Below are 25,641 nucleotides of genomic sequence, written 5' to 3' on the forward strand. Positions count from 1 at the left end.
CGGGGGCTTGCCCTGGCTGGAATCGTCCATGGTGGCTCCTGAGGAAATCAGAGGCAATCAGGGACAGTGTAGGCAATGAGGGTGAGGTTGGCTTTGCCGGCCTATTCGCGGGCTTGCCCGCTCCCACAGGTACTGCGCAGCCCTGAAGAGCAGTGCGGTCCCCGTGGGAGCGGGCAAGCCCGCGAAGAAGCCAACGCCGATTTAGCTGTCGTACCCGAGGTTAGGCGCCAACCAGCGCTCGCTGACACTCACATCCTGGCCCTTGCGCGCGCTGTAGCGCTCGATCTGGTCCTTGTCGACCTTGCCCACGGCAAAGTACTGCGCCTGTGGGTGAGCAAAGTACCAGCCGCTGACTGCCGCCGCCGGGAACATCGCGAAGTGATCGGTGAGGAACACGCCGCTCGGCCCGGTCTCGCCGATGGCAGTGCCATCAAGCAGGCGGAACAGGGTTTCCTTCTCGGTGTGGTCCGGGCAGGCCGGGTAGCCGGGAGCCGGGCGAATGCCGCGGTACTGCTCCTTGATCAGCGCTTCGTTGTCGAGGTGTTCGTCGCGGGCATAACCCCAGTGCTCTTTACGCACCTGTTCGTGCAGCCATTCGGCACAGGCCTCGGCCAGGCGGTCGGCCAGGGCCTTGACCATGATCGAGCTGTAGTCGTCGCCCTTGTCCTGGTAGGCCTTGGCCACTTCCTCGGCACCGATGCCAGCAGTGGTGATGAAACCGCCGACGTAGTCGGTAACGCCACTGGCCTTCGGCGCGACGAAGTCGGCCAGCGACCAGTTGGGCTTGCCGTCCGGCTTGATGGTCTGCTGGCGCAGGTGATGCAGGGTAGCCAGGGCCTGACCGTCCTCGCCGTACACTTCGATATCGTCATCGGCCACCTGGTTGGCTGGCCAGAAGCCGAACACCGCGCGGGCGCTGATGAGCTTTTCGTCGATCAGCTTGTCGAGCATCTCGCGGGCATCCTTGTACAGCGCCGTGGCAGCCTCGCCGACCACTTCGTCGGTGAGGATGCGCGGGAACTTGCCGGCCAGGTCCCAGGAGATGAAGAACGGGGTCCAGTCGATGTACTCGGCCAGGGTGCGCAGGTCGATGTCTTCCAGCACCTTGACGCCGGTGAAGGAGGGCACCGCTGGCTGATAGCCAGCCCAGTCGTACTGAGGTTTGGCGGCGACAGCCTGGGCATAGCTCAGGCGCTCGGTGCGGGCGCTGCGGTTGGCGGTGCGCTCGCGTACTTCCACATAGTCCTGGCGAGTTTTCTCGACGAAGCCCGGCTTCAGTTCTTTGGACAACAGCTGAGTGGCCACGCCGACCGCACGCGAGGCGTCGGTCACATAGACTACGGCGTCGTTGCTGTACTTCGGTTCGATCTTGACCGCAGTGTGCGCCTTGGAAGTGGTGGCACCGCCGATCATCAGCGGCAACTGGAAGCCTTGGCGCTGCATTTCGCGGGCAACGTGGACCATTTCGTCCAGCGACGGCGTGATCAGGCCGGACAGGCCGATAATGTCGCACTTCTCGTCGCGGGCGGTTTGCAGGATCTTCTCGGCCGGCACCATCACGCCGAGGTCGACGATGTCGTAGCCGTTGCAGCCCAGCACCACGCCGACGATGTTCTTGCCGATGTCGTGCACATCGCCTTTTACCGTGGCCATCAGGATCTTGCCTTTGGCTTCCGGCTTGTCGCCTTTCTCGGCTTCGATGAACGGGATCAGGTGTGCTACCGCCTGTTTCATCACGCGGGCCGACTTGACCACCTGGGGCAGGAACATCTTGCCCGCGCCGAACAGGTCGCCGACCACGTTCATGCCATTCATCAGCGGGCCTTCGATCACTTCGATCGGGCGTGCGCACTGCTGGCGGCATTCCTCGGTGTCTTCGACGATGAACGCGGTGATGCCCTTGACCAGTGCGTGCTCCAGGCGTTTTTCCACCGGCAGCGAGCGCCACTCTTCGTTTTCAACTTCCCGGGTTGCGCCGCCGCCCTTGTAGTCGTCGGCGATGGCCAGCAGTGCGTCGGTGCCATGCGGGGTACGGTTGAGCACCACGTCCTCGACCTTTTCACGCAGTGCAGCCGGGATCTCGTCATAGATTTCCAGCTGGCCGGCGTTGACGATACCCATGGTCAGGCCATTCTGGATAGCGTGGTACAGGAACACCGAGTGGATGGCTTCGCGCACCGGGTTGTTGCCCCGGAACGAGAACGACACGTTGGACACACCGCCCGAACTCAGGGCGTGCGGCAGGTGGTCACGGATGTAGGCACAGGCCTCGATGAAGTCGACGGCGTAGTTGTTGTGCTCTTCGATGCCGGTGGCGACGGCGAAGATGTTCGGGTCGAAGATGATGTCTTCCGGTGGGAAGCCCACTTCGTTGACCAGGATGTCGTAGCTGCGCTGGCAGATTTCCTTCTTGCGCGCTGCAGTATCGGCCTGGCCGACTTCGTCGAACGCCATCACCACCACGGCAGCGCCATAGCGCTTGCACAGGCGGGCGTGGTGCTTGAACTGCTCGACGCCTTCCTTCATGGAAATGGAGTTGACGATGCCCTTGCCCTGGATGCACTTGAGGCCCGCTTCGATCACTTCCCACTTGGACGAGTCGATCATGATCGGCACGCGCGAGATGTCCGGCTCGCCGGCGATCAGGTTGAGGAAGCGGACCATGGCGGCCTGGGAGTCGAGCATCCCCTCGTCCATGTTGATGTCGATCACCTGGGCGCCGGCCTCGACCTGCTGCAGGGCGACTTCCAGCGCTTCGGTGTAGTTCTCTTCACGGATCAGCCGGGCGAATTTGGCGGAGCCGGTGATGTTGGTACGCTCGCCGACGTTGACGAACAGCGACTGGCGGTCGATGGTGAACGGCTCCAGGCCGGACAGGCGGCAGGCCTTGGCGATTTCCGGAATCTTGCGCGGCTTGTACTTGGCCACGGCCTCGGCGATGGCCTGGATGTGGCCCGGAGTGGTGCCGCAGCAGCCGCCGATGATGTTGAGGAAGCCGCTGGCGGCGAATTCCTCGACCACCACGGCCATTTCCGCCGGGGTTTCGTCGTATTCGCCGAAGGCGTTCGGCAGGCCGGCGTTGGGGTGGGCCGAGACATGGGTGTCGGCCTTGGTCGCCAGCTCTTCCAGGTAGGGGCGCAGGTCCTTGGCGCCGAGGGCGCAGTTCAGGCCCACGGAAATCGGCTTGGCGTGGCGCACCGAGTTCCAGAACGCTTCGGTGGTCTGGCCCGACAGGGTGCGGCCCGAGGCATCGGTGATGGTGCCGGAAATCATGATCGGCAGTTCGATGCCGTCTTCCTCGAACACCTGCTGTACGGCGAAGATCGCCGCCTTGGCGTTGAGGGTGTCGAAAATGGTTTCGATCAGCAGCAGGTCGGCGCCGCCTTCGATCAGGCCGCGGGTAGCCTCGATGTAGTTCGTTACCAGCTCGTCGAAAGTGACGTTGCGGTAGCCGGGGTCGTTGACGTCCGGGGAAATCGAGCAGGTGCGGCTGGTAGGGCCGAGCACGCCGGCGACGAAGCGCGGCTTGTGCGGGGTTTCCAGGGTCTTGGCATCGGCCACCTGGCGGGCGATGCGCGCGCCCTCGACGTTCAACTCGTAGACCAGCGACTCCATGCCGTAGTCGGCCTGGGAAATCTGCGTGGCGTTGAAGGTGTTGGTCTCGAGGATATCGGCGCCGGCATCCAGGTAGGCCTTTTCGATGGCGGCGATCACATCCGGGCGGCTGAGCAGCAACAGGTCGTTGTTACCCTTGACATCGCTTGGCCAATCGGCGAACCGCGTGCCACGATAGTCGTGTTCCTCGAGCCGGTAGCTTTGGATCATAGTACCCATGCCGCCGTCGAGGATCAGGATGCGCTCTTCGAGTGCGTTCTGGAGTGCTTGGAGACGAGCGCTGCGGTCGGACATAGGAACTACCTGGTCGGGCGAATTTCAGAAGGTGCAGAATCATAACAAAGCTGCGCGGTTTTTAGGTGCATCGCCCATTTGCATGAAAATGCCTCATGTTGGGCGGGCGTCGGCAAAGCAGGGCACCCAAGGACGACCAGGCAACAAATCGTGATGGCTTTCATACCCAGGACTTTCCGCACATGGTGCATCGTATTCTTGCCGGCGTTTTCGCCCTGCTCATCAGCAGTGTGGCGTTCGGGCAAGCCCCCCAGTCGAGCCCGGCTATTTCCTACACCCGGGACATTCAACCGATCTTCACCGAGAAATGCGTGGCCTGCCACGCCTGCAACGACGCGGCCTGCCAGCTGAAGCTGGAAAGCCCCGAAGGCGCGGTGCGCGGCGCTACCAAGGTTCCGGTGTACCAGGGTGAGCGCAGCAAGGCAGTGCCCACCACGCGGCTGTTCTACGACGCCCACAGCGAGGGCGAATGGCGCAAGAAGGGCTTCTACTCGGTGCTCGATAACCAGGGTAGCCAGGCTGCGCTGATGGCGCGCATGCTCGAGCTGGGGCACAAGACCCCGCTCACCCCCAACGCCAAGCTGCCCGAGGAAATCGTCCTGGGCCTGAACCGCAACAACATGTGCCCGTTGCCGCATGAGTTCGATGCCTATGCCGGCGCCCACCCCAAGGAAGGCATGCCACTGGCGGTGACCGGCCTGACCGACAAGGAATACGACACCATGCGCCGCTGGCTGGCCGCAGGTGCACCGGTCGAGCACCAGCCGATCAAGCCAAGCGCGGCCGAAGCCACTCAGATTGCCGATTGGGAAGAGCTGCTCAACCGCCCGGGTTCCACCGAGGCGCTGGTCGGCCGCTGGTTGTACGAGCACCTGTTCCTGGCGCACATCTACTTCGTGGGTGGCGAGCAGGGCCACTTCTTCCAGTGGGTACGTTCGCGTACACCGAGCGGCCAGCCAGTCGACCTGATCGCCACGCGCCGCCCCAATGACCCACCGGGCACCGACTTCTACTACCGGTTGATTCCGGTGCAGGGCGTGATCGTGCACAAGACGCACATCACCTACCCGATGGGGCCGCAGAAGCTCAAGCGGGTCAAGCAACTGTTCTACGCCGGCGACTGGCATGCCACTGCACTGCCAGGCTACGGCCCGCGCCACCGGGCCAACCCGTTCGAAACCTTCGAAGCGATCCCGGCCGTGGCGCGCTACCAGTTCATGCTGGATAACGCCGAGTACTTCGTGCGCACCTTCATCCGTGGCCCGGTATGCCGTGGGCAGATCGCCACCGACGTGATCCGCGACAACTTCTGGGCGTTGTTCCAGGAACCGGCCCACGACCGCTACATCACCGATGCCAAGTACCGTGGCGAGGCCACGCCGTTGCTGGCCATGCCTGGGCAGATCGATGACGTGGGCAGCGTGCTGAGCCTGTGGCACGCCTACCGTGACAAGCGCAACGAGTACGAAAAACTGCGCCGCGAAGCCTATGCCGACATGCCGGCACCGGGCTGGGCGACGCTGTGGGCCGGTAACGACAACGCGCTGCTGAGCATTTTCCGCCACTTCGACAGCGCTGCGGTGACCAAGGGCCTGGTCGGTGACGTGCCGCTGACCGTGTGGCTTTTCGACTACCCGTTGTTCGAGCGCACCTATTACCAGCTGGCGGTCAACTTCGATGTATTCGGCAACGTCTCGCACCAGTTGCAGACGCGCCTGTACTTCGACCTGATCCGCAACGGCGCCGAGGTCAACTTCCTGCGCCTGATGCCGGCCGACCAGCGCAAGGCGATCCTCGGCGACTGGTACCAGACCAGCGGCAAGGTGAAGATGTGGATGGATTATGAAGACATCGACACCGACACCCCGAGCGGTATCCAGCTCGACCCGCGCAACCCCAAGCGCGACTTCGGCCTGAAGCTGTTGCAGCGTACCGGTAGCCTGAATGCCGCGCCTGACCCGATCAACCGCTGCCAGGGCGCGTTCTGCTCACGGCCGCAGGTGAGCGAAGAGTTCCGCAATGCCGAGCAGTCGCTCAGCCGCCTGGTGTCGCGCCCGGCTGCCGGGTTGAAGGTGATCAACCAGCTGCCCGAGGCGACCATGCTGCGCATCGAAGGGCAGGGTGGCCAGCGCCAGGTGTACAGCCTGTTGCGCAACCGCGCGCACAGCAACGTGGCGTTCCTGTTGGGCGAGGCATACCGCTACCAGCCGGGGCTGGACACCCTGACCCTGTACCCGGGCGTGCTCAGCAGCTACCCCAACTTCATCTTCAACATCCCGACCAAGGATGTGCCGGAGTTCGTCGAGGACATGGAGTATGCGAAAGATGACCCGGCCAGGTTCGAGCGCATCGTCATGCGTTGGGGTGTGCGCCGCAGTCACCCAGAGTTCTGGCGCTACTTCCATGACCTGACCAGCTTCATCAAGGAGACCGAGCCGGTCGAGGCGGGCGTGCTGGACATGAACCGCTACGAGAACCTCTGATCGGTTGGGCTGACCTTTCCGATTACCCTGCGGTCGGACTTGTCGGGTGGTCCTGATCGATTGCAAGGGGCTGCTGTGCAGCCCTTCGCGGGTAAACCCGCTCCCACAGGCATGGCACCACTCTCGAGGTCAGCGCTAACCCTCCCACAGGAATGGCACGACTCTCGAGGACAGCACTAATCCTGTGGGAGCGGGTTTACCCGCGAACGGGCGCGTAGCGCTCGCCCTTGCATTCGAGCCTGGGCCTCAATGCACCGGCAATCGCAGGGTACTCCATGCTGTATTCGCTTCAAGCACTGCGGGCGTTCGCCGCCTGGGTGGTGGTCTGCCACCATTTCATGCAAATCTTCTTCGACTTCCAAGCCTCCGGCCCCATCGGCCAACTGCTCACCGACCGTGGCGCCGCAGGCGTCGACATCTTCTTCGTCATCAGCGGGCTGGTCATCTACCTGTCGACCTGCGACAAGGCCATCGAGCCCCGCCAGTTTCTGCTCAACCGGGTGCTGCGTATCGTCCCGGCCTACTGGTTCTATACGGCATTGATGGCAGCCCTGCTGCTGGCCTTCAGCCAATGGATGCCGCACCAGGCATTCACCTGGCACCACCTGCTGCTGTCGCTGCTGTTCATCCCGGCAGAAAACCCCGGTGGCTACGGCTTGTACCCGACCCTGAACGTGGGCTGGACACTGAATTTCGAGATGTTCTTCTACCTGCTGTTCGGCCTTGCTTTCCTGGTGCGCCAGCGTCATCACCAGCTGCTGGTCACCGCCGTGCTGCTGCTGGCCAGCGAGATACTGGGCCGGCTGGGCGTGCTCAGCCGCTTCTACAGCAACGACATCATCTACGAATTCCTGCTCGGCATCGGCCTGGGCGTGTTGCACCGGCGCGGGCTGATCCAGCAGGGCCGCTGGCTGCCGTTGGTGCTGCTGGCGGCGGCGGGCCTTGCCATCTACCACCTGGACGCTTCCCGGCGCTTGCTGCACTGGGGCGTGCCGAGCGCAATGATCGTGCTGGCCTTCGTTGCCCTGGAGCCGGTGTTCCGTGGCAACCGGCTGCTCAAGGCGCTGGGCGACTGTTCGTATTCGGTGTACCTGGTTCATGTGCTGGTGCTGTATGCCGGTTGGTTCGCCAGCCAGCGCCTGCAGTTGAACCCGTACCTGGTGTTTGCCCTGTGCGTGCCGTCCATTGGACTAATGTCGTGGTTCAGCTACCAGTGGCTCGAGCGCGGCCTTTACCGGCGCATGCAGGCCTGGCTGGCGGCGCCACGGGGGCGAGCCCCTGAATATGCGCTTTCCCGAGTCAAATACTAGGACTTTGTTCGAAGGCCGGGTTGGCGTACACTTGGCCGCAAGTCTGTGAGGAACCTACATGAGCGCTATAACCATTACCGACGCCGCCCATGACTACCTGGCCGATCTGCTTTCCAAGCAGAACACGCCTGGCATCGGCATTCGCATTTTCATCACCCAGCCGGGCACCCAGTACGCCGAAACCTGCATCGCCTACTGCAAGCCGGGCGAAGAGAAGCCTGACGACACCGCCGTGGGTCTGAAGAGCTTCACCGCTTACCTGGACGCGGTCAGCGTGCCGTTCCTGGAAGACGCGCTGGTCGACTATGCCACCGACCGCATGGGTGGCCAGCTGACCATCAAGGCGCCGAACGCCAAGGTACCGATGGTCAACGAAGACAGCCCGATCAACGAGCGCATCAACTACTACCTGCAGACCGAGATCAACCCCGGCCTGGCCAGCCACGGCGGCCAGGTGAGCCTGGTGGATGTGGTCGACGACGGCATTGCCGTGCTGCAGTTCGGTGGTGGTTGCCAGGGTTGCGGCCAGGCCGATGTGACCCTGAAGGAAGGCATCGAGCGCACCCTGCTCGAGCGTATTCCCGAGCTGAAGGGCGTGCGTGACGTGACTGACCACAGCCAGAAAGAGAACGCCTACTACTGAGGCTGACGCGCTCTGTCATGTGTAGGAGCGGCCTTGCGTCGCGAAAGGGCTGCGGAGCAGCCCCGGGATATTGGCGGCGAAGCTGGTATTGCCGGGGCCGCCTCGCGGCCCTTTCGCGACACAAGGCCGCTCCTGCAGGGATCGCATTGAACCCACTTCCTTAGCAACAAAGTGTTACTGTTTCAACCCCTGCGACAACAGGCCGCAGCCCGTATTCAAAGGGCTGCAGCCGATCCTCGCCTTCGTCGGGTAGAACCCCTCAGGGTGCCGTGCCAGAATGCCCCCGTTTTTCGACCGGCCCGTCCCGAGGGCCGGCACCTTCCCTGTAAAGGATGGTTTCATGAATGATCTATATACCCGGCGCGCAGTTGTCGCCGGGATGGGCGTTCTCGGGCTTGGCCTGCTGGCAGGCTGCAGCCCGGCCCGGGGGCTCGAGTTCAAGTACGGCAAGAACATGAGCAATGAAATCCTTGGGCGCAAGTTCAGCCTCAAGGACACCCAGGGTAACGTGCGCACCCTGTCGAGCTTCTACGGCAGCATGCCGATGATCTTCTTCGGCTTCACCCAGTGCCCGGCGGTTTGCCCGACCACCCTGGCGCGCGCTGCGCAAATCCGCAAGCTGCTGCGCGGCCGCGATCGCGACCTGTTCCAGGTGGTGTTGATTACCCTGGACCCGGAGCGCGACACCCCCGAAGTGCTCGATGCCTACGTCAAGGCGTTCGACCCATCGTTCACCGCGCTGACCGGCACCCCCGAGGAAATCGCCGCGGTGGCCAAGGAATTCAAGGTGTTCTACGAGAAAGTCCCGGCCGGTGACACTTATACCGTCTCTCACTCGTCCACCAGCTACGTCTACGATACGCGTGGCACCCTGCGCCTGAGCCTGGGCCATTCCCTGACCGCCCAGGAATGCGCCGAAGACTTGGTCACCCTGATGGAGATCTGCTGAATGTCGATGCAACCGATCAAGCAAGGCCTGGCTGCCCTGGCCCTGTTGGGCCTGGCGCTGCCGGCCCTGGCCCAGACCACCGTGAGCGACGCCTGGGTCCGTGCGACTGTGCCGCACCAGCAGTCCACCGGCGCCTTCATGACCCTGACCGCCAGCAGCGACAGCAAGCTGGTGGGCGTGGCTTCGCCTGTGGCCAAGACCGTGCAGGTGCACGAGATGACCATGAACGGCGACGTGATGGGCATGCGTGAGGTCAAGGCGGTCGAGCTACCGGCCGGCCAGGCGGTGACCCTCGACCCGAATAGCCTGCACGTGATGCTGATGGGCCTGAACAATCAGGTGAAAGAAGGCGAGAAAGTGCCACTGACCCTGACCATCGAAGATGCCAAGGGGGCCAAGGAAACCCTGGATGTGCAGGCCGAAGTGCGTGCGCTCAACGCCGAGGCGGGCGGTGGGCATGATCACATGCACATGAAGCACTGATCAGGCTGAACCCTTTGGGGGCGCTTTGCGCCCCATCGCGACACAAGGCCGCTCCCACAGGAGAACGCTTATCCCCTGTGGGAGCGGCCTTGTGTCGCGATGGGCTGCCAGGCAGCCCCCGGTTCAATCAGCTGCGAAACTTGGGCAGCGGCCTGTCGAGGGTCAGCGAGGTCAAGGTCTTGCGGACCTGGGCCTCATCGGCCTCTAGGGCCTTGAGACTTGCGCGGATCTTGCCGGCGGCGGGCACGTCGCCCTGCCGGTCGATCCAGTCGGCTATCTCCTTGCAGGCACTGCTCAGGCAGGCCTGGCGCTGGTTCATCAGCGACAGGAGGGTGGTGAGCTCTCTTTCGGACATGGCAGGATCCTCCATTCAGCCTTGTCAGTGTAGCAGTGGCTGGCCGGCCTGCCTGAGGCCGGCTGTCGCAGCTCAGCCCTGCAGGCAGGCGCTGCGATAGGCCCCTGGCGTTACCCCATAGGCCTGCTTGAACTGCCGGCTCAAATGGCTCTGGTCGGCAAAGCCCAGGTCGAACGCCACTTCCGAGGCAGCCCAGCCACGCTTGAGCATTTCCCGCGCACGGGCCAGGCGCCGCTGCTTCAACCAGGCATGTGGCGGCAGGCCGGTGGCCTGGCGGAACACCCGGGCGAAGTGGAACGGCGACAGGTTGACCGCCGCCGCCAGGGCCTCGAGCGAGGGCGGGTCGGCCAGTTGGCTTTCCAGCAGCTCACGGGCGCGGGCCACTGCCAGCGGTTCGTGGCCAGGGGCGGCTGGTTCCGCGCATTGCCCGTGCCGTTGCACCAGGGCCAGCACCGCCTGGCGCCAGGCGGTCTGCTGCTGCAGGGCGCTGGCGCCGGCTTCGGACAGCTGGTGCAACTGGCTGAAGGCAATCGCCAAGGCCGGGTCGTGGATCACGCTGTCCTTGAAGCTGGGCATGCCGTGGCGGCCCAGTTCCAGTTCGTCGAGCACCCCGGTTACCCGTTCATGTTCCGGGTAGAACCCACGGTAGCGCCAGCCCGCTTCGTGGGCGGTGGCACCGGTATGCAGCTCGTCGGGGTTGATCAGCACCATGCTGCCGACCGGCGCCAGGTGCTCGCTGCCGCGATGCCAGAAGCGCTGTGCGCCCGACTCGATCACGGTGAAGACATAGCCTTCATGCACATGCGGGGCGAAACGCTGCTGGAAATAGCGCGCGTGCAGCATCTCGACGTCGCCCAGTGCCGGCGCCTGCCAGAGGTGTGTCTGCTCGCGCAGGGGCGTGCTCATGCCAGCCAGCTGCGCAGGAGGAAGAAGATCAACATGCTCACCAGCATGCTCAGCAGCACGCTGCGGGTCAACAGCACCAGGGCAATGGCCACCAGCGAGCCCAGCAGGTAGGGGTTGAGCAGGCTCAGGTTCAGCTGGTGCTCGGGCATGAAGATGATCGGGCCGCAGATAGCGGTGAGCATGCCCGGCACGGCAAAACCGAGGAATTGCCGTGCGTTGGAGCTCAGGCGCAAGGGCAGGCGCGGCTCCAGGAACGCATAGCGGTTGAGGAACACGATGGCGCCCATGGCGAAAATAAGGATCCAGGTCATGCGCGGGCTCCGGCGAATTTCTGGCAGATGAAACCGGCGCTCATGCCCAGCAGGCCTGCGGCCACCAGGGCGGTTTCCCAGTGCCAGTAGCTGAACAGCACCGAACAGAACAGCGACACCGCCACGCACACCAGCGTGGCCAGGTTGCGCACCAGTGGCGCGATCAGGGCGACGAAGGTGGCGACGATGGAGAAGTCCAGGCCGAGCTGGTCCAGGTGCGGAATGTTCTGCCCCAGCAGGATACCGGCCAGGGTGAACAGGTTCCAGGCGACGTAGAAGGTCAGGCCCACGCCCAAGGCGTACCAGCGGTTGAACTGCTGCTGGTCGTACTGACTGGTCAGGGCGAAGAACTCGTCGGTCAGCAGGAAGCCCAGGCCCAGTCGCCAGCGCAGCGGCTGGCTGGACAGCACCGGGCGCATTGTCAGGCCATACAGCAGGTGCTGCGAGGTCAACAGCAGGGTGGTCAGCAGGATCGACGCCAGGTTGGCGCCGCCCTTGAGCATGCCGATGGCCACCAGTTGCGCGGCACCGGCGAAGACGATGGCCGACAGCCCTTGCCCCTGCCAGGCGCTGAGGTTGGCTTCGATGGCCATGGAGCCGGCCAGCAGGCCCCAGGGGGCAACGGCCAGGGACAACGGGAGAATGGCGATGGCGCCGTGGAGAAAGGCTTGGCGGGCGATGTGGGGCATGGTGGCTGCAGTGCGTGTAGGTGGTAGGCCAGCATGCCAGACGGGGCGGGGGATGGCTTGAACGATCTTGCTATGCCTGGCACGTTCCCTTGTAGGAGCGGCCTTGTGTCGCGATGGGGCGCGCAGCGGCCCCGGCAATATCTGCGGCGAAGCTGAAATCCTGGGGCCGCTGCGCGCCCCATCGCGACACAAGGCCGCTCCTACACGGAAACCGTGTCCGTGTTACGGACGGCTGGTCAGATGCTTCTGCGCCGTCACGCAGCCGTTGGTGTCCACGGCCTTCTGCAGCAGGCTCTGGCGATGCTGCGGGTCCAGGTCGCCGAGCAGGCGGTAGACCTCGGCCTGGTAGTCACGCTGGCGCCCCCACTGCATTTCCAGGCCTTGTGGCCGGTTGCGGTTGCAGGCCAGGCGCGTGGCCGGCTGTGGGTAATAGGGCGCATACAAGGTGGCCATGTTGGGGATGGCCTCCAGCGCAGTCCGGTACTCGTTGCTGACGTTATAGGGCGGGCACCAGGTAGCGATGGCCGGGGCTGGTGCGGCAAAGCCCTGCCTGAGGCTGGCTTCGAGCAGCGGGCAGGCGGCATCCGGGATTTGCGCGGCGGGCAGGTAGGTCATGTAGTACAGCGCCAGGCGGTACTGTGCGACCGGGTGGCCCAACTCCACGGACTTTTTCAGCAAGGCGACTGCTGTCGGCAGGGTGTGGGCCATGGCCTGGCCCTGGCGGCTGAGCTCCGGGTCGCCGCCGATGGCCGTGCGCAGCGTGCTGGCGCCGTCGTCCTGGCTGTCTGCCTGCTCCAGCAAGGGCAAGGCCTGGCGGTAGAGCAGGTCGGCATGAGGGTCGATGCGCACTTCCAGCGCATGCGTGGCCAGTGGCATCAGGGCGATCAACAGTGGGGGCAAGCGCAGCATGCGGCTCACAGGCAAGCTCCATGGGGTGCCAGGTACTGATGGATGGCTTCGATGTTCATGGCGGTCAAGCGTGCGCCTCGGGCAGATCGGAACGACGGCCTATTCTAGCCACCCAAAGGGTCTGGCCGAAAGTCCACCCGGCAACTGTCAGACGAGCTTGATCGGCGTGACCTTGCGCTGGGCATGTTTTTCCTGGGCCAGGCCAAGCTTGGCGGTAATGACCTTGGCCAGGGCATTGTTGCCCAGGTCGTTCAGGTGCAGGCGGTCGATGAACAGGTCGGCGCCGAACACCGGTGAGCTGCTGAGCATGCAGTTCATGTCGTAGCAGGGGACCGGTTCGGCCTGGCTCTTGATACGGCGGAAGAAGGCCGAGTGCAACTGGCTGTCGAACGCGCCGTCCAGCAGCCGGTCGAAATTCGCCGGTCGCCGCTGTAGCGCGTCCAGCATGGCCTGCTCGCCAGCGGGCAGGCTATCCCGGCACCAGGGCAGCAACGGCTGCAGGATGAAGGTGAGGGTGGAATGGCTGTCTGCCAGCAGCCGGTCCCATTGGCGCAAGGTCCGGCCAATGCTGTCGGCGGCACGGGCCAGGCGCTTTTCCGGGGGCGACAGCGGCCAGGTCGCAGGTGTTGCGACCGAGGGCGTGGCCAACGCCTGGCCGATACGCTGCCATAGCGATTGCCGGCGGGGCGACGTCGAGGGCTGCATGCCTTCGCTGAAACTGTTGAGAAAATCCTGGTAGGCCTTGGCGTGCTGAGGGTCATTCAGGTTGGCGAGGACCTCGCAGAGGGCTTCGTGGGCCAGGGTGTTGAGGCCACTGAGCACCACCACATGGCCGAGCTGGCCAAGGCGATGTTGGTGGGTCAGGAACATCAGCAGTTCCTGGCTGGCATTCAGCCCGCAGCCGGCCAGGCTCAGCCAGACTTCGCCGGTAAGCATCGACAGGTGCGAGGCCACTGTGTGTCCGTCGGAGCTGGCGCCGATGCCCAGGGCAGCGGAGCCGCCGACCAGCAGGTTGATGCGTGACGCCCCACCGCGTTCGGCCACCGAAAAGCGCTTGCCGGCGCAGTGGCTGTAACGCAGGCCCAGGGCATCGGTGTTGATGGTGCCGGAGCGGTAGCCGGTTTCGTGCACATGCACGGTGTGCGGGGCACGCCGGCTGCCCAGCAGCAGAAAGCGCTGGTAGTCCTGTTGCAACGGCGAAGGCGAAGGGCTCGTGTCAGTCGCGGTCATGGGTTCTCCTTCTGTTGCAGCGGGCGCTTTGCATCACATTCAGGCCGCCAGCTCCTTGACGTTGTACAGCAGGCCGCCAGCGGCGATCAGCAGCAGGGCGACCCCCGAGGCCAGGCTGATCATGCGGTTGCTGCGTTGCGAGGCGATCTTGCCGATGGCGAAGATGTACAGGCTCAGCACGGCAAAATCGATGGCCACCCACAGCATCGACAGCACCACCATGCTCTTGCCGAACGACTCGGTGATCTGGATGAACTGCGGGAAGAAGGCGATGAAGAAGATGATGTCCTTCGGGTTGGAAATGCCCACCATGAAACCTTGCAGCAGCCCGCCGCGGCCAGGCTTGGCGAGCTCGCCCGGTGCCTCGGCTGCTGGCGCCTGCAGGGCGTCCCGCAGCGTGCCGACGGCAATGTAGCCGATGAACAGGCAACCCAGCAGGCTCATGGCGCTGAGCCAGGCCTTGTCGATGGCGGCGCTGGTGAGGATGATCCAGGCCGCCGCGCCGATCAGCACCAGTGATGCCCAGTTGGTGCCGACAGCCGTGAACATGGCCTTGCGTGAACCGGAGGCGGCCGCGGTGTTGACGATCAGTGCCACCACCGGGCCGGGGGTGGCGATCAGTAGCAGGACAGTAAGGGCGTAGGTAGCGGTGAGTGCGGTATTCACGGTCAGGTCTCGATCAGTATGTCGGGTGTTGCCGGCTGTACGGCATGGGCGTGGAACGGGCAGCGGGACGGGTTGAGCGACCCTGCCTCCTGCAGTTGGTACTGCTTCCACTCGTAGTTGTCGGCATCGCCGAAGAAACCAAGGGTGTCGGGCATGACGCCGTCGTTGTAGTGGTGCACGCGCTCGCGGATGCGTTCGCGGATACGATGGCCGCTTTCGGTGTTGACGTTGGCCACTTCGTCGAAGTTCGCCCGCGGGTTGATGACGAAGGTGATGTGTGGCCCCAGGTTGCGGCTTTTCATCTGCTGGTGGCCGGGGAAGTTCATGTTGATGAACAGCGGCATGCCGGCAAAGCAGAACGACCAGGCGTTGTCGTCGGGGTCGGTCGGGATGCCCTGCGGCCAGGGCTGCGGGTCGCGCGCGTGCACGCCACGCAACACCTTCCAGGCCAGCGCCTGTTGCTCGGCCAGTGTGTAGTCGGCGGCGGTTTCGAGAAACACCACCAGTGGGCTGCCGATACGCTGCTTGGGTGGGATAGGTGCGACTGTGCGCACGTAGTCGGCCAGGCCCATGGCGATGTCATCGGCCAGTTGCCCGGCGCGGGCGAAGAGGATGTGGCAGGTTGCGCCGTTTACCGCCTTGCGGCCGAACAGGCAGGGAAACTCGGGGTTGGCGAGGACACTGCGAAAATGTTCTACGGCTTTGTAGGTCCAATGTTGCGTGTTGCGCACATGGTCAGCGGCCAGCTCTAGCGCATCCAGGCGATAGCAAGTTCCATAACCCGTCGACATGATTTCCCCAGGCGTAAATTCTATGAACGTTCAAGTCACATGCAGGCAGGATCTTGGTTATGTTTGTTATTTACCTGCATTTTCCGAGACGTCCTTGGCGTTGTAAAACGCGTGGAACTATGACCTACTATTAGTCTTACTCATGCTCAGGGCGTCGCCATGTCGGAACGGATTCAGGCTTTGCACGCGCTGCGTGCCTTCGAGGTGGCCTCTCGCTATGGCTCATTTACCCGTGCCGCGGAAGAGCTGGCCCTGACCCAGGGCGCCGTCAGCCACCACATCAAGACCCTCGAAGCCATGTTCGGCTGCGACCTGTTCGAACGCCGCGGGCCGAAGCTGGCCCTGACCGAGCACGGCCGCCTGCTGGCGCAGGAACTCAAGGTTGGCTTCAAGATCATCGAAAATGCCTGCGCCCTGCTGCGTCAGGACCGCTACGGCCTGCGTCTGAAGGCGCCGTCCACGCTGACCGTGCGCTGGCTGCTGCGGGCGCTGGATGCGTTCAAGAAGGTCGAGGACAACTGCAGCGTGCAGCTGTCCAGCGTGTGGATGGACATCGACAGCGTGGACTTCTACTCCGAGCCCTACGACTGTGCGATCCTCCTGGCCAACGGGCGTTTTCCCGCCGATATCGAGAGTTTCAAGCTGTTCGATGAATGGCTGATCCCGGTGTGCCACCCGGATTACATGGCCCAGGCTCAACCGGTCCTTGCCGACCTGGCCCAGTGCGAATTCCTGCACCCGTCCCCTGACCGACGAGACTGGCGGCGCTGGCTGGCTCGCATGGATGCGCTGGACATCAGCATCGACCACGGGCAAGTGTTCGATACCCTCGACCAGGGCATCTCGGCCGCACAGCAAGGCCTGGGTATTTCGGTGGTCGACCTGGTGCTGGCCAGCGCCGACCTGTTGGCCGGGCGCCTGGTAACGCCGTTCAAGCACGCGGTGGCCACCGGCGACGGCTATTACATGACCTGGCTCAAGGCCAGCCCCAAGGCGCGGCAGATGCACAAGCTGCGCGAGTTCCTGCTGGGCCAGGTGCCGCCGCTGGCCTGCAAGGACATCAATTACCTGTACGGTTGAATACGCGTTCGAGCATGAAGTCGATGAAAACCCGCAATTTCGGCGGCATCTGCCGCCCGGACGGCCATAGCAGGTAGAAGCTGCCACGCCGCTCCATGAAGTCGTCGAGCACGCTGACCAGCGCACCGCTGGCCAGTTCGCGGCGTACGGTGAAGTCCGGCAGGCAGGTGATGCCGCGGTGGTTGACGGCAAAGCAGACGCGCGTCTCGACGTGGTTGCAGACCATCGAGATAGGAATGTCGTAACCCTGCTCGGGGTGTTCCTGGCGCAGCGGCCAGGTTTCCAGCTTGCCGTTGCTGGGAAAGCGGTAATGCAGGCAGGTATGCGCCGCCAGATCGCGCGGGTGCAGCGGCGTGCCGCGTTCGCGCAGGTACTCGGGCGAAGCCACCAGGCAGTGCTGGAAGTACCCCAGAAACTTGGCGTTGAGCCGCGAGTCCACCGGCTGCCCACCTCGCATCACCACGTCGAAGCCTTCGCCGACGATATCCACCATGCGGTCGGAAAAATCCAGGTCCAGCTCCACCTGTGGGTACCGCGCCATGAACTCGGCCAGTGCCGGCATCACCAGCCCGGTGACCTGCGGCATGCTCACCCGCAGGCGGCCAGTCGGGGTCGCGCTGGCCTGGGACAGCTCCTGCTCGGTGGCCTCGATTTCAGCGAGGATGCGCCGGCTGCGCTCAAGGAACAGCGTGCCTTCGGCGGTGAGGGTAATGCTGCGCGTGCTGCGGTGGAACAGGCGTACCCCCAGGCGGCTTTCGAGCCGCGCCACGCGTTTGCCCACGGCCGAGGCACTGATGCCCAACGACTGGCCGGCGGCGACGAAACTGCGGGTTTCAGCCACCCGGTTGAAGACCACGAAGCCGCTGAGGCTGTCCATGCTGCATTCCTGATTGCGGACATTGACGTCCTGGGTAAGCGGCATTGTACCCATCTTTTTCCATAATGCTTTTGGCTTGCAGACTGTTCGCCTCGTTTTCCAATCAAGGCATCTGCAATGTCCCAGACATCTTCCGCACCGCTGCTGGCCAACGGCAGCGAACGCTTGCCCACCAGTGGGCTGCTGGCGCTGGCTATGACCGGCTTTATCGCCATCCTCAGCGAAACCCTGCCGGCCGGCCTGCTCGACCAGATCGCCGATGGCATGCACATCAGCCAAGCCATGGCCGGGCAATGGGTCACGGCGTATGCCCTCGGCTCGTTGCTGACCGCCATCCCCTTGGTGACCCTGACCCAGGGCTGGTACCGCCGCCGTGCGCTGTTGCTGGCGATCGTGGGTTTCGTGTTGTTCAACGGGTTGACCGCCGTGTCGACTTCCAACACTTTGACCTTGGTGCTGCGTTTTTTCACTGGCGCCGCGGCCGGGCTGGCCTGGGGGCTGATTGCCGGCCATGCCCGGCGCATTGTGCCGGTGGCGTTGCAGGGCCGGGCCATGGCCATGGCAATGCTCGGCCAGCCCATTGCCCTGTCGCTCGGGCTGCCGATAGCCACCTGGCTGGGGGCGGGGCTGGGGTGGCGGGCCACTTTCGTGGTGGTCACGGTGGTGGCGCTGCTGCTGGTAGCCTGGGTACTGCGGTCGGTGCCGGACTACCCGGGGCATGCCGCTGGTAAACGCCCTGCGGCCCTGCAGGTGTTGCGCACGCCGGGGGTGTTGATCGTGCTGTTGGTAATCCTCAGCTGGATCCTTGGCCACAACATTCTCTACACCTACATCGTGCCACTGCTGGCGTCGGCCGGCATGGCTGCCGACATCGGTCCGGTGCTGATGGTGTTCGGCCTGGCGGCCATGGCCGGAATCGGCTTGGTGGGGCTGCTGGTCGACCGGCATCTGCGAACCCTGGTGCTGCTGAGCCTGGCCGGTTTTGCCTTGGCCACGCTGGTAATGGGGCAGGCGTCGCCGTGGGCGATGTACTTGAGCATTGCCTTGTGGGGCGTGACCTACGGCGGTGCGCCGACCCTCCTGCAGACTGCCTGCGCCGATGCTGCGGGCGAGGGTGGTGATGTGGCGCAATCGATACTGGTAACGGTATGGAACAGCGCCATCGCCCTGGGTGGGATCATTGGCGGGTTGTTGCTGAACGGGGCGGGGGTAGAGTGGTTTGCCGGGGTGGTGTTGGGGCTGATCGCGCTGGCCTGGCTGCTGGCTTGGGCTGGGCGTCGCAGTGGGTTTGTGTTGGGAGCCCGCTAGACGGGCAGTACCTGTCACAGCACTATCGCTGGCAAGCCAGCTCCTACAGAAGCTGCTCCGGTCTGTAGGAGTGGCCTGGTGTCTCGAAAGGGCTGCGAAGCAGCCCCAGGTTTCCAGCGCAAACGCACAAGTGCTGGGGCTGTTTTGCAGCCTTTCCGCGACACAAGGCTGCTCCAAAAGCCCGCGCAAGGCCAGGAAATTGATGTAAGGCAGTTGCCTTTAAAATCCCTGAGCTTCAGCGCAAGGTATTCTTGGTCAGCTCAACCTCGTTCATCAAGGCCTTGGCCAGTGTCGTGAGGTAATCGGCGGCGCCCAGGAACTTGTGGTCGTCCTCCATATCGCCTTCGCGCAGCAGGTGCTTGATATAGCTCAGCAGGATCGACACTTGCTCGTAGGCATCATCAATAGGAATGCCCGGCTGGACCCGCAGCAGATTGATCGGCGGGTTGCCGACCTCGAGGAAGGTCTCTGCGCCGATGGTGAGGATGACTTTGGGTTCGTCTGTCATGTCGTCACTCCTCTTCCTTTTCCTTTGCGCCGAACAGCCACGCATGTGAATGCGCTACCAGCGAGTGAGCGATTTCAGTTGCATGCAAGGCATTGCACAGGCCGGGCTCGCCAGCGTAAGTGCGGCAGTGTTCGTCGAGGGTATCGATAACGCCGCGTAGTAGTTCGATGACGTGGGCGAGGGCGTGGGGAGGGTAGATGTCGGATTTGACGGTGAAGAACGGGGTATTGACGGGACGGCGTGGTGAATTGGGGACGATCTTTTTCATTGTGTAATTCCAGCTTCTTAGCACAAAGGAACTACCACCCGAATCTTTCTCATGGATTTGAGGGTGGCAGCCGTACGCGGGTGTGAGAAAGCCGAGAAGAAGCTAGCAAAGACCCGGCCAGGCGAAAGCCCGCCCACGTACGGCCACCATAGAGGTGCTGCTAGCTTATCTGTCGGGTTCTCATGCCCGGTCACCGAAGCGACCCGGAAACGTTATCCGTGAGGTGTTTCCCCGACAACAGCGATAGTTCGGCAGCGCGCGTAGGATAATTCCTAAGCGGGTTCATTCTGAAGCATTTGGTTTCATGTTCAGAAATGTCTTACAGGATGGCTTTGTTGGCTGTGGGGTGTAGGGCGAGAGGTTGGAGTCAGGGCTACTATGTGTCCGGCACTACATTTTCAGCGCCTGTGAGATCGAGCGCCGCCCGCGCGGCGCTTCGCAGCACAAGGCTGCTCCTACATCTGTTTCTGGCCAGTAACGCCTGTGCCAACGCGCGCGATCGCCTTTTTTGTCCGGCACAATATCGAGGTCGAGGCGAAGGGGGCGCGCCTTTGCTTCAGAAGCGGCCTAGTGTCGCGATCGGGCCGCAAAGACCTCGCTGGCGGTGTTGATCAGTTTGGCCAGCTGACCCAAGGTATTTCCTCACCGCTGGCTTGAGTTGGGGGCGGCGGTACAGGATTTTTGGTGAAATGCCATACCGCCGCCTCCGCTTGTTTTTCGCACTTTAGCGATGGACGCTGCCGTCTGGTGTTAGTTCCTGAGATGTCATGGTTCTGGGTCACTTGCTGTCATGGATATTAATTAGCTTGAATTTCTCTGAAAGCTCAAGAATTCTCTCGATGAGTGCCTTGCTATTTAGTTTGATAAGCGGCGGGAGTTCGTCGAATTTTCCAAACACATTGGCTGGAATAAGCTGTCCCTTTGATACAACTAGGCGAATGTCGGGCCTGATCTCAGATACCTGCTTCCTTGGGGGTGGCCATGCTGAGTCTTCGTTTGGGAATGGAATATTTACGACTCTTGGCCATTCACCGCTCTCCATGGGCTTTCGTATGGTCAGGACATCTTGGTAAGATGTTAGATCAGCAAAGTCTGAAGCATTTAATAATATTTCTCTTGAGATTATAGGGAGAATTGCTATGTCGGGGTCTTGATATGCCCGGATATAGCCGTAAAGCGGCTCTCGTGTTGACAGTGGAACCGCGAATACGTCTCCGGTAATAATTCTAATTTTTTTCGATTTCATTTTGATAGGTGCCTTTCTGCACATTCTATATAGGTCGGTTTGTTTTTATTTCGATTCCCAATAGGGTTATTCTGTTTGGTCGCTCTGTCTCCGAGTTGAACCTTTTCCATGTGCTCAATGCCCCTTACCGCTGCATATGAGTCTGTAGTGTGTATGATAGTGACAGAACTTAGGTCAATTTTGCGGTGATGGCCACCGCTGAAACGTCTACTGAGAACGCTTGTTGGTACCCCGTAGCCTGAGCCTTTTCCTGTATAAATTAATGGATTTCCGTCTGCATCGGTATGTTTTGGGTCTGGAGCTTGATATACGATGTGAGTCTTGCCGTCATCGGCGCAGGGGTCAATCTCTATTGGGCAGCAAGAGGATACGGCTTTCTTCTTAAGCCCGTATGGGTCAATCCACTGGACTGGATTGACTGCAAAGATGAAGATGTTTAACCCGCCGGAGAAACCAATTGGATCTCTGCCTACAAAGCGGCCAATACTCGGGTCGTAATATCGATATCGGTTGTAGTGGAGCTTGGTTTCGATGTCGAAATACTGACCTTGGAAGCGGATATTGGTGTATCCATTCTCTGGCGGGTCGATACTGATCTGATCTGCTGTGGATCCCCAGGCTTTGTAGCTTCCCTTCCAAAATACCTGGCCGCTGGCGCCGGTAGTTTCCATTGGAGTGCCGAGCTGATCACACTGGTACCAGCCAAGAGTGTCAAACGGCTTCGGCGTTGGTTTTTCCTGCCATACCGGATCCCGGTTGATGTTATAGGGGAAATCATAGCTCGGCTGATGCAGCATCTCCTCAATATGATTCATCACTCCCTGTGCCACAGGAACGAAGGTCCCCGGTTCAAACACATAGTGCGTGGTCTTTCCCTTACCATCCCGACCGCGCTGCTCGAACGCCAGCGTATCGCCGTCCCAGATGAACAGCGTCAGATCGCAGCCCAGCTTTTCATCCAGCGCACGCCGCGCATTCTCGTTCCAGACCGGCCCTGCTTGTAACCGTTTGCGGTATTTCGAGCGTGAGTCCTTGTACACCCGGCGGCCTAACGCGTCATACCCGAACTCGACAACCAGCCGCTCATCCTCGTAGCGCCGCAGCCGGTCATACAGGTCCCAGGTAAACTTGCCTGTCTTGCCGTTCTCAATCCGCTCCTGCAGGTTGCCGCGCTCGTCGTACCGATACTGCGTGCCGCAGTAGCTGCGCAGCACGTTGTCCATCAACTTGTGCGGCGAGTGCGGATTAGGATTGGGTGGTGCCTCGGGGTCCAGCAGGTTGCTCGCCGGGTCGAAGGCGAAGGTTTCCTTCTCGTAATTGCGGCTGGCTTCAAGCAAACGGCCAACCGGGTCGTAGCGATAGTGCAGGTCGCCACGGTTCAGGTCGTCGATGTGGCACAGCTGGCCGGCTTCGTCGTAGCGGTAGCTGCGCGCCGCGATACGTCTGGATTCACCTTGGCGAACCAGTGTCTGCTCCAGCAACTGGCCATTCGGGCTCCAGGTCTGGCGCTGGACCAGGCCATTGCCTTGCACGCGGCCGATCTCCCGGTGCAGATCATCTCGCTCGTAGCTGATCAGCTCCTGGTCATCGAGCTTGAGCGCCAGAAGATGGCCGCTGCCGTAGGTCAGCCAACTGACCCGATGCCCATCGGGGCGGGTGGTGGCGATGCGTTGGTTGAGGGCGTCGTACTCATGCCTGAACACGGCAACCTGTGGCTTGACCAGATAATCCAGCCACTGATGCTCGCGCGTGTTGTTGCCGGCAGCATCGTAGAACCATTGCAGCCTGCAGGCCTCATTGTTGGCCGCCAGCAGGTTGCCATTGCCGTCATAGGCAAAGGTTTCAACCTCCCACTTGTCACCGCCACGCCGAGCGGCCTTGCGCTGGATGAGCCGGCCCATGGGGTCGTATTCGAAGTGCGTGGTCCGGTCGCCATCCACGCGGCGGGTGGGCAGGTTGCTGCTGTTGTCGTAGAGGTAGTGAGTGGTCTCTTTGTCGAAGCCGGTTTCCTTGAGCAGCCGCCCGACAGGGTCATATTTGAAGCTGGCTTCGCTGTTGTTCTCGTTGCGCAGGCGTACCAGTTGGCCGAGCTTGTTCCAGTGGTAGGTGAGGGTGGTGTCGTTGGCGTTGTGACGCTGGTGAATCAACCCTGCTTCGTTGTAGGTCCAGGCGGTTCGGCGATACAGGGCATCGGTATGGCTGAGCAAGCGGCCTTCGGCATCACGTTCGAAGCGTTCGGTGGTCTTGTCCGGGTGGATGAGCAACACCAGCTGACCTGCTTCGTATTGGTATTCGGTAACCTCGCCGGCGGCGTTGATCAGTTTGGCCAGTTGCCCCAACGCGTTGTATTTCCACTGCGTGGTCTTGCCTGAGCAATCGGTGTAGCTCGTCAGCTGGCCATCAGGGTTATAGGCCAACGTCTTCTCACCGCCGTTGGCGTCGGTGATGGCGATGGGCAGGTTGTCGCTGTTGTAGGTATAGAGGGTCTTGTTCTCCAGTGGGTCCTGGGTTTCGATGATGTTGCCGCGCTGGTCTTAATCGTACTTCCACAGGCCGCCCTCGGCATCGCGGGTCTTGAAGCGCTGGTCCAGGTCGTCGTAGGCGTGGTGGACGGTCGTGTAGTCCGGGCGGGTGTGCTGCAGTAGATTGCCGCGATTGTCATAGACGTAGTGGTCAGCGGTGCCATCAGTATGCACATGCTGGGTAACGTTCTTGTCCCTGTCACGGTACAGCCATTCTTCGTCACCATTCGGATGGATGATGCGGTAGGTGTAACCCAAGCTGTCGTAGAAGTGCTGGGTCTGGTTGCCGTTGGCATCGGTCACGCAGGTCAGGCGAACATCTGGGTCCCAGTTCAATCGGGTATCCAGGCTGCCGTCGTCGGCCCACTCGCGGATGGCCTTGGCGTCGGAGCCTTCGCCGGCCCATTCAAGGTTCATGCCCCGGCCCGTACGGTCGGTGTAGCGGGTGATCAGGTGATGGGCGTACTGGTAGGTCCATTGCGCGCCATGTTCGTCACGCGTACTGCACAGGTCGCCCTGGGCATCGAATTCATAGCCAGCGACTTGACGCTCTGGCTGGCCATCACGCATCAACCACAGGGCGACGATCCGGCCGTGATCGTCCAGTTGCGTGTGGATGTGCTGGTGGGCGGTTTCGTACTGGTAGGTCACCAGGTCGGACAGCACAGAGCGGTCGGCATGGCGGTGCTCATAGAACAGTGCGATGCGTGCACCGCCCTGATGCGAGATCAGCTCCAGCCGGAACTGGTCACCGTCGCGCACGTACACCTCATGCATCACATGCCCGCGCGCCAGCACCAGCTTGTCAGCCTCTGGTCGTCCGACCCACAGGTTTTCGATCGGGTCGTGGTGATGCTTGCTGACATCAGGCAAGGGGTAGTGCTGGCTACGGCCATCGATGCCGTGGTACACGAGCTCGTCCCCGGCCAGGTCGAAGCGGCTGGAGAACGGCGTGATCCAGCGGGCGCCGAACGGGCTATGGTCGTAGGCGCCTAGAGTCGAGCGATAGGTTCTGTTCCAGTTGATGGGAAACACGCCGGGTAGCGCGAAGTCCATGTGGCTGATCGTTTCGCTGCCCAGGGCAAAACTGATGCTGCATCCTGTGGCACCGGCGACCCCGGCTTTGCGGCAGTTGGGGTCGGCACGGGCAGGGCGTTGCCGCGCGGCTGCTTCGGTGCCGTTCTGTGGGTGAACGCGCCGCACTTGGGTGACCCTGCCGTCGACATTCACGTTGGCCCGCATCACTACAGGCTTGCGCTTGCTCAGGGCCAGCTTCAACGCATCCAGGATCGCCGCCAGGCTGCCTGGGGTGGCCTTGTTGCCGATCTGGGCGATCTTGTTACCTGCCATTCGGCCGAGGCTTTCCAGGCTGAGCGCAATGGGTTCGAGCAGTGCCAGCAGTTTTGGGTCCGGCCCCAGGCCAAGCTGGTCTCTGCTCAAGCCGTAGCCGGTTTTGCGTTTGGCGTAATCGGAGGCTTCGGCAACCAGGCCTAACCCCGGGAAGATAACGGTCAGGGCAGTGCTTTTGACGGTGCCGTCTGCGGCCGAGCGGATAAGGTCTGCGAAGAACTGGCAGATATCCACGACCTTCTGCGCAAAGCTGGCCAGGATGGTTTGTAACTGCCGGTCGATTTCCTTGACGAAGTTTTCCAGGTCGCCCCGGCAGACGTCGGCGAGGGCGTTTTCCATCGCGATCAGCAGGGCTTGGGCCATGCCGTCCTTGGAGGAAGCCCTCGCGGACTTCAACACCGGCCGCATCACTTTGCGAGCGGGACCCATGCCGGGTATCGGTGCAATGGCGAACAGGTTGATGCCAAGGCCAACCCAGTTGAACAGGTCGGCCCGGTATTCCGGAGTGCCCTGGACAAGGCTGATGATGTCCCCGATGGCGTCGGTGGCGGCGAATACCGAACCGGCGACGGGCATTACCTCCGCGACGGTGATGACGGTGCGCCAGTTGACCAGATGGCCGGTGAGGTCAGTCAGCCATTGCGCCAGCAATTCGGTGCTGGCGCCGACATCGTCCTGGTCGAAGGTCTCGGTGGGGGCGACGCCGCCGGAGCATTTATCCATGGTGGGTACCCCAGGTGACGGGATGAATCATCCAGGCTGGAGTGAGGGTATTTGGGGTAACGCGTAGAGTGTGTTGTGCGCTCATTAGTGTTCCTGCTGTTCATTCCATCGGGCAGGTGAACGCC

General features: G+C 62.3%; 22 protein-coding genes. 7 read left to right on the forward strand and 15 right to left on the reverse strand.

Annotation, left to right across the window (positions count from 1 at the left end):
- Nucleotides 1–201 precede the first annotated feature (201 nt).
- Nucleotides 202–3,909 (reverse strand): methionine synthase, encoded by a 3,708-nt coding sequence (metH, locus tag J5M58_RS13070; protein ID WP_112252366.1) that lies wholly within the window; start codon nt 3,907–3,909, stop codon nt 202–204.
- Nucleotides 3,910–4,091: 182 nt separating this feature from the next.
- Between metH and J5M58_RS13075 the strand changes: the two genes are divergently transcribed.
- The 5 genes from J5M58_RS13075 (at nt 4,092) to J5M58_RS13095 (ending at nt 9,777) form a co-directional block, all read left to right on the forward strand.
- Nucleotides 4,092–6,392, forward strand: coding sequence for a fatty acid cis/trans isomerase (locus J5M58_RS13075; protein ID WP_112252367.1), 2,301 nt, complete (start codon nt 4,092–4,094; stop codon nt 6,390–6,392).
- A 275-nt stretch (nt 6,393–6,667) separates the two neighbouring features.
- Nucleotides 6,668–7,702: an acyltransferase gene (locus J5M58_RS13080; protein ID WP_112252368.1), complete on the forward strand. Its 1,035-nt coding sequence runs from the start codon at nt 6,668–6,670 to the stop codon at nt 7,700–7,702.
- Between the two features lie 58 nt (nt 7,703–7,760).
- A complete protein-coding gene (nfuA, locus tag J5M58_RS13085) occupies nt 7,761–8,345 on the forward strand; it encodes a Fe-S biogenesis protein NfuA (protein ID WP_003250416.1) in 585 nt (194 codons plus the stop codon).
- 340 nt (nt 8,346–8,685) lie between these two features.
- Entirely contained in the window at nt 8,686–9,294 is a 609-nt protein-coding gene (locus J5M58_RS13090) for an SCO family protein (RefSeq protein WP_024086651.1), read from the forward strand.
- Nucleotides 9,295–9,777 carry a copper chaperone PCu(A)C gene (locus J5M58_RS13095; protein ID WP_112252369.1) on the forward strand — a complete coding sequence of 161 codons (483 nt, stop codon included), beginning with the start codon at nt 9,295–9,297 and terminating at the stop codon, nt 9,775–9,777.
- Nucleotides 9,778–9,904: 127 nt separating this feature from the next.
- Here the strand turns inward: J5M58_RS13095 and J5M58_RS13100 are convergent, their stop codons facing one another.
- The 8 genes from J5M58_RS13100 to J5M58_RS13135 form a co-directional block, all read right to left on the reverse strand.
- Nucleotides 9,905–10,132, reverse strand: a complete 228-nt coding sequence (locus J5M58_RS13100; RefSeq protein ID WP_003260451.1) for a hypothetical protein — start codon at nt 10,130–10,132, stop codon at nt 9,905–9,907.
- Nucleotides 10,133–10,204: 72 nt separating this feature from the next.
- The gene (locus tag J5M58_RS13105; protein ID WP_112252370.1) at nt 10,205–11,038 is read right to left on the reverse strand and encodes an AraC family transcriptional regulator; all 834 of its coding nucleotides are present in this window, start codon (nt 11,036–11,038) and stop codon (nt 10,205–10,207) included.
- Complete coding sequence (locus J5M58_RS13110; protein WP_112252371.1) at nt 11,035–11,349, reverse strand: AzlD domain-containing protein; 315 nt, start codon at nt 11,347–11,349, stop codon at nt 11,035–11,037. Before J5M58_RS13110 ends, J5M58_RS13105 begins: the two co-directional genes overlap by 4 nt.
- Nucleotides 11,346–12,038, reverse strand: coding sequence for an AzlC family ABC transporter permease (locus J5M58_RS13115; protein ID WP_112252372.1), 693 nt, complete (start codon nt 12,036–12,038; stop codon nt 11,346–11,348). Before J5M58_RS13115 ends, J5M58_RS13110 begins: the two co-directional genes overlap by 4 nt.
- Nucleotides 12,039–12,260: 222 nt before the next feature.
- On the reverse strand, nt 12,261–12,956 hold the full coding sequence (locus J5M58_RS13120) for a sel1 repeat family protein (protein WP_112252373.1): 696 nt from the start codon (nt 12,954–12,956) through the stop codon (nt 12,261–12,263).
- A 138-nt stretch (nt 12,957–13,094) separates the two neighbouring features.
- Complete coding sequence (locus J5M58_RS13125; protein WP_112252374.1) at nt 13,095–14,177, reverse strand: hypothetical protein; 1,083 nt, start codon at nt 14,175–14,177, stop codon at nt 13,095–13,097.
- Nucleotides 14,178–14,216: 39 nt separating this feature from the next.
- The gene (locus J5M58_RS13130; RefSeq protein WP_025338491.1) at nt 14,217–14,843 is read right to left on the reverse strand and encodes a LysE family translocator; all 627 of its coding nucleotides are present in this window, start codon (nt 14,841–14,843) and stop codon (nt 14,217–14,219) included.
- 2 nt (nt 14,844–14,845) lie between these two features.
- On the reverse strand, nt 14,846–15,634 hold the full coding sequence (locus J5M58_RS13135; protein WP_207878332.1) for a YqcI/YcgG family protein: 789 nt from the start codon (nt 15,632–15,634) through the stop codon (nt 14,846–14,848).
- A 159-nt stretch (nt 15,635–15,793) separates the two neighbouring features.
- On the opposite strand from J5M58_RS13135, the gene J5M58_RS13140 reads away from it, so the two are divergent.
- A complete protein-coding gene (locus J5M58_RS13140; protein ID WP_085592215.1) occupies nt 15,794–16,714 on the forward strand; it encodes a LysR substrate-binding domain-containing protein in 921 nt (306 codons plus the stop codon).
- Here J5M58_RS13140 and J5M58_RS13145 read toward each other — a convergent pair.
- The gene (locus J5M58_RS13145; protein WP_112252440.1) at nt 16,695–17,591 is read right to left on the reverse strand and encodes a LysR family transcriptional regulator; all 897 of its coding nucleotides are present in this window, start codon (nt 17,589–17,591) and stop codon (nt 16,695–16,697) included. The genes J5M58_RS13140 and J5M58_RS13145 overlap by 20 nt on opposite strands.
- Before the next feature lie 117 nt (nt 17,592–17,708).
- Between J5M58_RS13145 and J5M58_RS13150 the strand changes: the two genes are divergently transcribed.
- Nucleotides 17,709–18,899 carry an MFS transporter gene (locus tag J5M58_RS13150; protein ID WP_112252376.1) on the forward strand — a complete coding sequence of 397 codons (1,191 nt, stop codon included), beginning with the start codon at nt 17,709–17,711 and terminating at the stop codon, nt 18,897–18,899.
- A 235-nt stretch (nt 18,900–19,134) separates the two neighbouring features.
- On the opposite strand, the gene J5M58_RS13155 is transcribed toward J5M58_RS13150, so the two are convergent.
- The 5 genes from J5M58_RS13155 to J5M58_RS13175 all read right to left on the reverse strand — a co-directional run bounded on the left by J5M58_RS13155 (nt 19,135) and on the right by J5M58_RS13175 (nt 25,516).
- Nucleotides 19,135–19,407: a DUF3077 domain-containing protein gene (locus J5M58_RS13155; protein ID WP_112252377.1), complete on the reverse strand. Its 273-nt coding sequence runs from the start codon at nt 19,405–19,407 to the stop codon at nt 19,135–19,137.
- A gap of 4 nt (nt 19,408–19,411) precedes the next feature.
- Complete coding sequence (locus tag J5M58_RS13160; protein WP_112252378.1) at nt 19,412–19,675, reverse strand: hypothetical protein; 264 nt, start codon at nt 19,673–19,675, stop codon at nt 19,412–19,414.
- A 778-nt stretch (nt 19,676–20,453) separates the two neighbouring features.
- Nucleotides 20,454–20,921: a hypothetical protein gene (locus tag J5M58_RS13165; protein WP_207878334.1), complete on the reverse strand. Its 468-nt coding sequence runs from the start codon at nt 20,919–20,921 to the stop codon at nt 20,454–20,456.
- Nucleotides 20,918–23,338 carry an RHS repeat-associated core domain-containing protein gene (locus J5M58_RS13170; RefSeq protein WP_207878336.1) on the reverse strand — a complete coding sequence of 807 codons (2,421 nt, stop codon included), beginning with the start codon at nt 23,336–23,338 and terminating at the stop codon, nt 20,918–20,920. Before J5M58_RS13170 ends, J5M58_RS13165 begins: the two co-directional genes overlap by 4 nt.
- 117 nt (nt 23,339–23,455) lie before the next feature.
- The gene (locus J5M58_RS13175) at nt 23,456–25,516 is read right to left on the reverse strand and encodes a DUF6531 domain-containing protein (protein ID WP_207878338.1); all 2,061 of its coding nucleotides are present in this window, start codon (nt 25,514–25,516) and stop codon (nt 23,456–23,458) included.
- Between the last annotated feature and the right edge of the window lie 125 nt (nt 25,517–25,641).

It is taken from the genome of Pseudomonas sp. 32_A, assembly GCF_017490905.1.
Taxonomy (GTDB): domain Bacteria; phylum Pseudomonadota; class Gammaproteobacteria; order Pseudomonadales; family Pseudomonadaceae; genus Aquipseudomonas; species Aquipseudomonas inefficax.

Excerpts from the sequence above, each read along its gene's own strand:
- metH (WP_112252366.1), bottom strand. The coding sequence starts at position 3,909 with ATGTCCGACCGCAGCGCTCGTCTCCAAGCACTCCAGAACGCACTCGAA.
- J5M58_RS13075 (WP_112252367.1), top strand. The coding sequence starts at position 4,092 with ATGGTGCATCGTATTCTTGCCGGCGTTTTCGCCCTGCTCATCAGCAGT.
- J5M58_RS13080 (WP_112252368.1), top strand. The coding sequence starts at position 6,668 with ATGCTGTATTCGCTTCAAGCACTGCGGGCGTTCGCCGCCTGGGTGGTG.
- nfuA (WP_003250416.1), top strand. The coding sequence starts at position 7,761 with ATGAGCGCTATAACCATTACCGACGCCGCCCATGACTACCTGGCCGAT.
- J5M58_RS13090 (WP_024086651.1), top strand. The coding sequence starts at position 8,686 with ATGAATGATCTATATACCCGGCGCGCAGTTGTCGCCGGGATGGGCGTT.
- J5M58_RS13095 (WP_112252369.1), top strand. The coding sequence starts at position 9,295 with ATGTCGATGCAACCGATCAAGCAAGGCCTGGCTGCCCTGGCCCTGTTG.
- J5M58_RS13100 (WP_003260451.1), bottom strand. The coding sequence starts at position 10,132 with ATGTCCGAAAGAGAGCTCACCACCCTCCTGTCGCTGATGAACCAGCGC.
- J5M58_RS13105 (WP_112252370.1), bottom strand. The coding sequence starts at position 11,038 with ATGAGCACGCCCCTGCGCGAGCAGACACACCTCTGGCAGGCGCCGGCA.
- J5M58_RS13110 (WP_112252371.1), bottom strand. The coding sequence starts at position 11,349 with ATGACCTGGATCCTTATTTTCGCCATGGGCGCCATCGTGTTCCTCAAC.
- J5M58_RS13115 (WP_112252372.1), bottom strand. The coding sequence starts at position 12,038 with ATGCCCCACATCGCCCGCCAAGCCTTTCTCCACGGCGCCATCGCCATT.
- J5M58_RS13125 (WP_112252374.1), bottom strand. The coding sequence starts at position 14,177 with ATGACCGCGACTGACACGAGCCCTTCGCCTTCGCCGTTGCAACAGGAC.
- J5M58_RS13135 (WP_207878332.1), bottom strand. The coding sequence starts at position 15,634 with ATGTCGACGGGTTATGGAACTTGCTATCGCCTGGATGCGCTAGAGCTG.
- J5M58_RS13140 (WP_085592215.1), top strand. The coding sequence starts at position 15,794 with ATGTCGGAACGGATTCAGGCTTTGCACGCGCTGCGTGCCTTCGAGGTG.
- J5M58_RS13145 (WP_112252440.1), bottom strand. The coding sequence starts at position 17,591 with ATGGACAGCCTCAGCGGCTTCGTGGTCTTCAACCGGGTGGCTGAAACC.
- J5M58_RS13150 (WP_112252376.1), top strand. The coding sequence starts at position 17,709 with ATGTCCCAGACATCTTCCGCACCGCTGCTGGCCAACGGCAGCGAACGC.
- J5M58_RS13155 (WP_112252377.1), bottom strand. The coding sequence starts at position 19,407 with ATGACAGACGAACCCAAAGTCATCCTCACCATCGGCGCAGAGACCTTC.
- J5M58_RS13160 (WP_112252378.1), bottom strand. The coding sequence starts at position 19,675 with ATGAAAAAGATCGTCCCCAATTCACCACGCCGTCCCGTCAATACCCCG.
- J5M58_RS13165 (WP_207878334.1), bottom strand. The coding sequence starts at position 20,921 with ATGAAATCGAAAAAAATTAGAATTATTACCGGAGACGTATTCGCGGTT.
- J5M58_RS13175 (WP_207878338.1), bottom strand. The coding sequence starts at position 25,516 with ATGGATAAATGCTCCGGCGGCGTCGCCCCCACCGAGACCTTCGACCAG.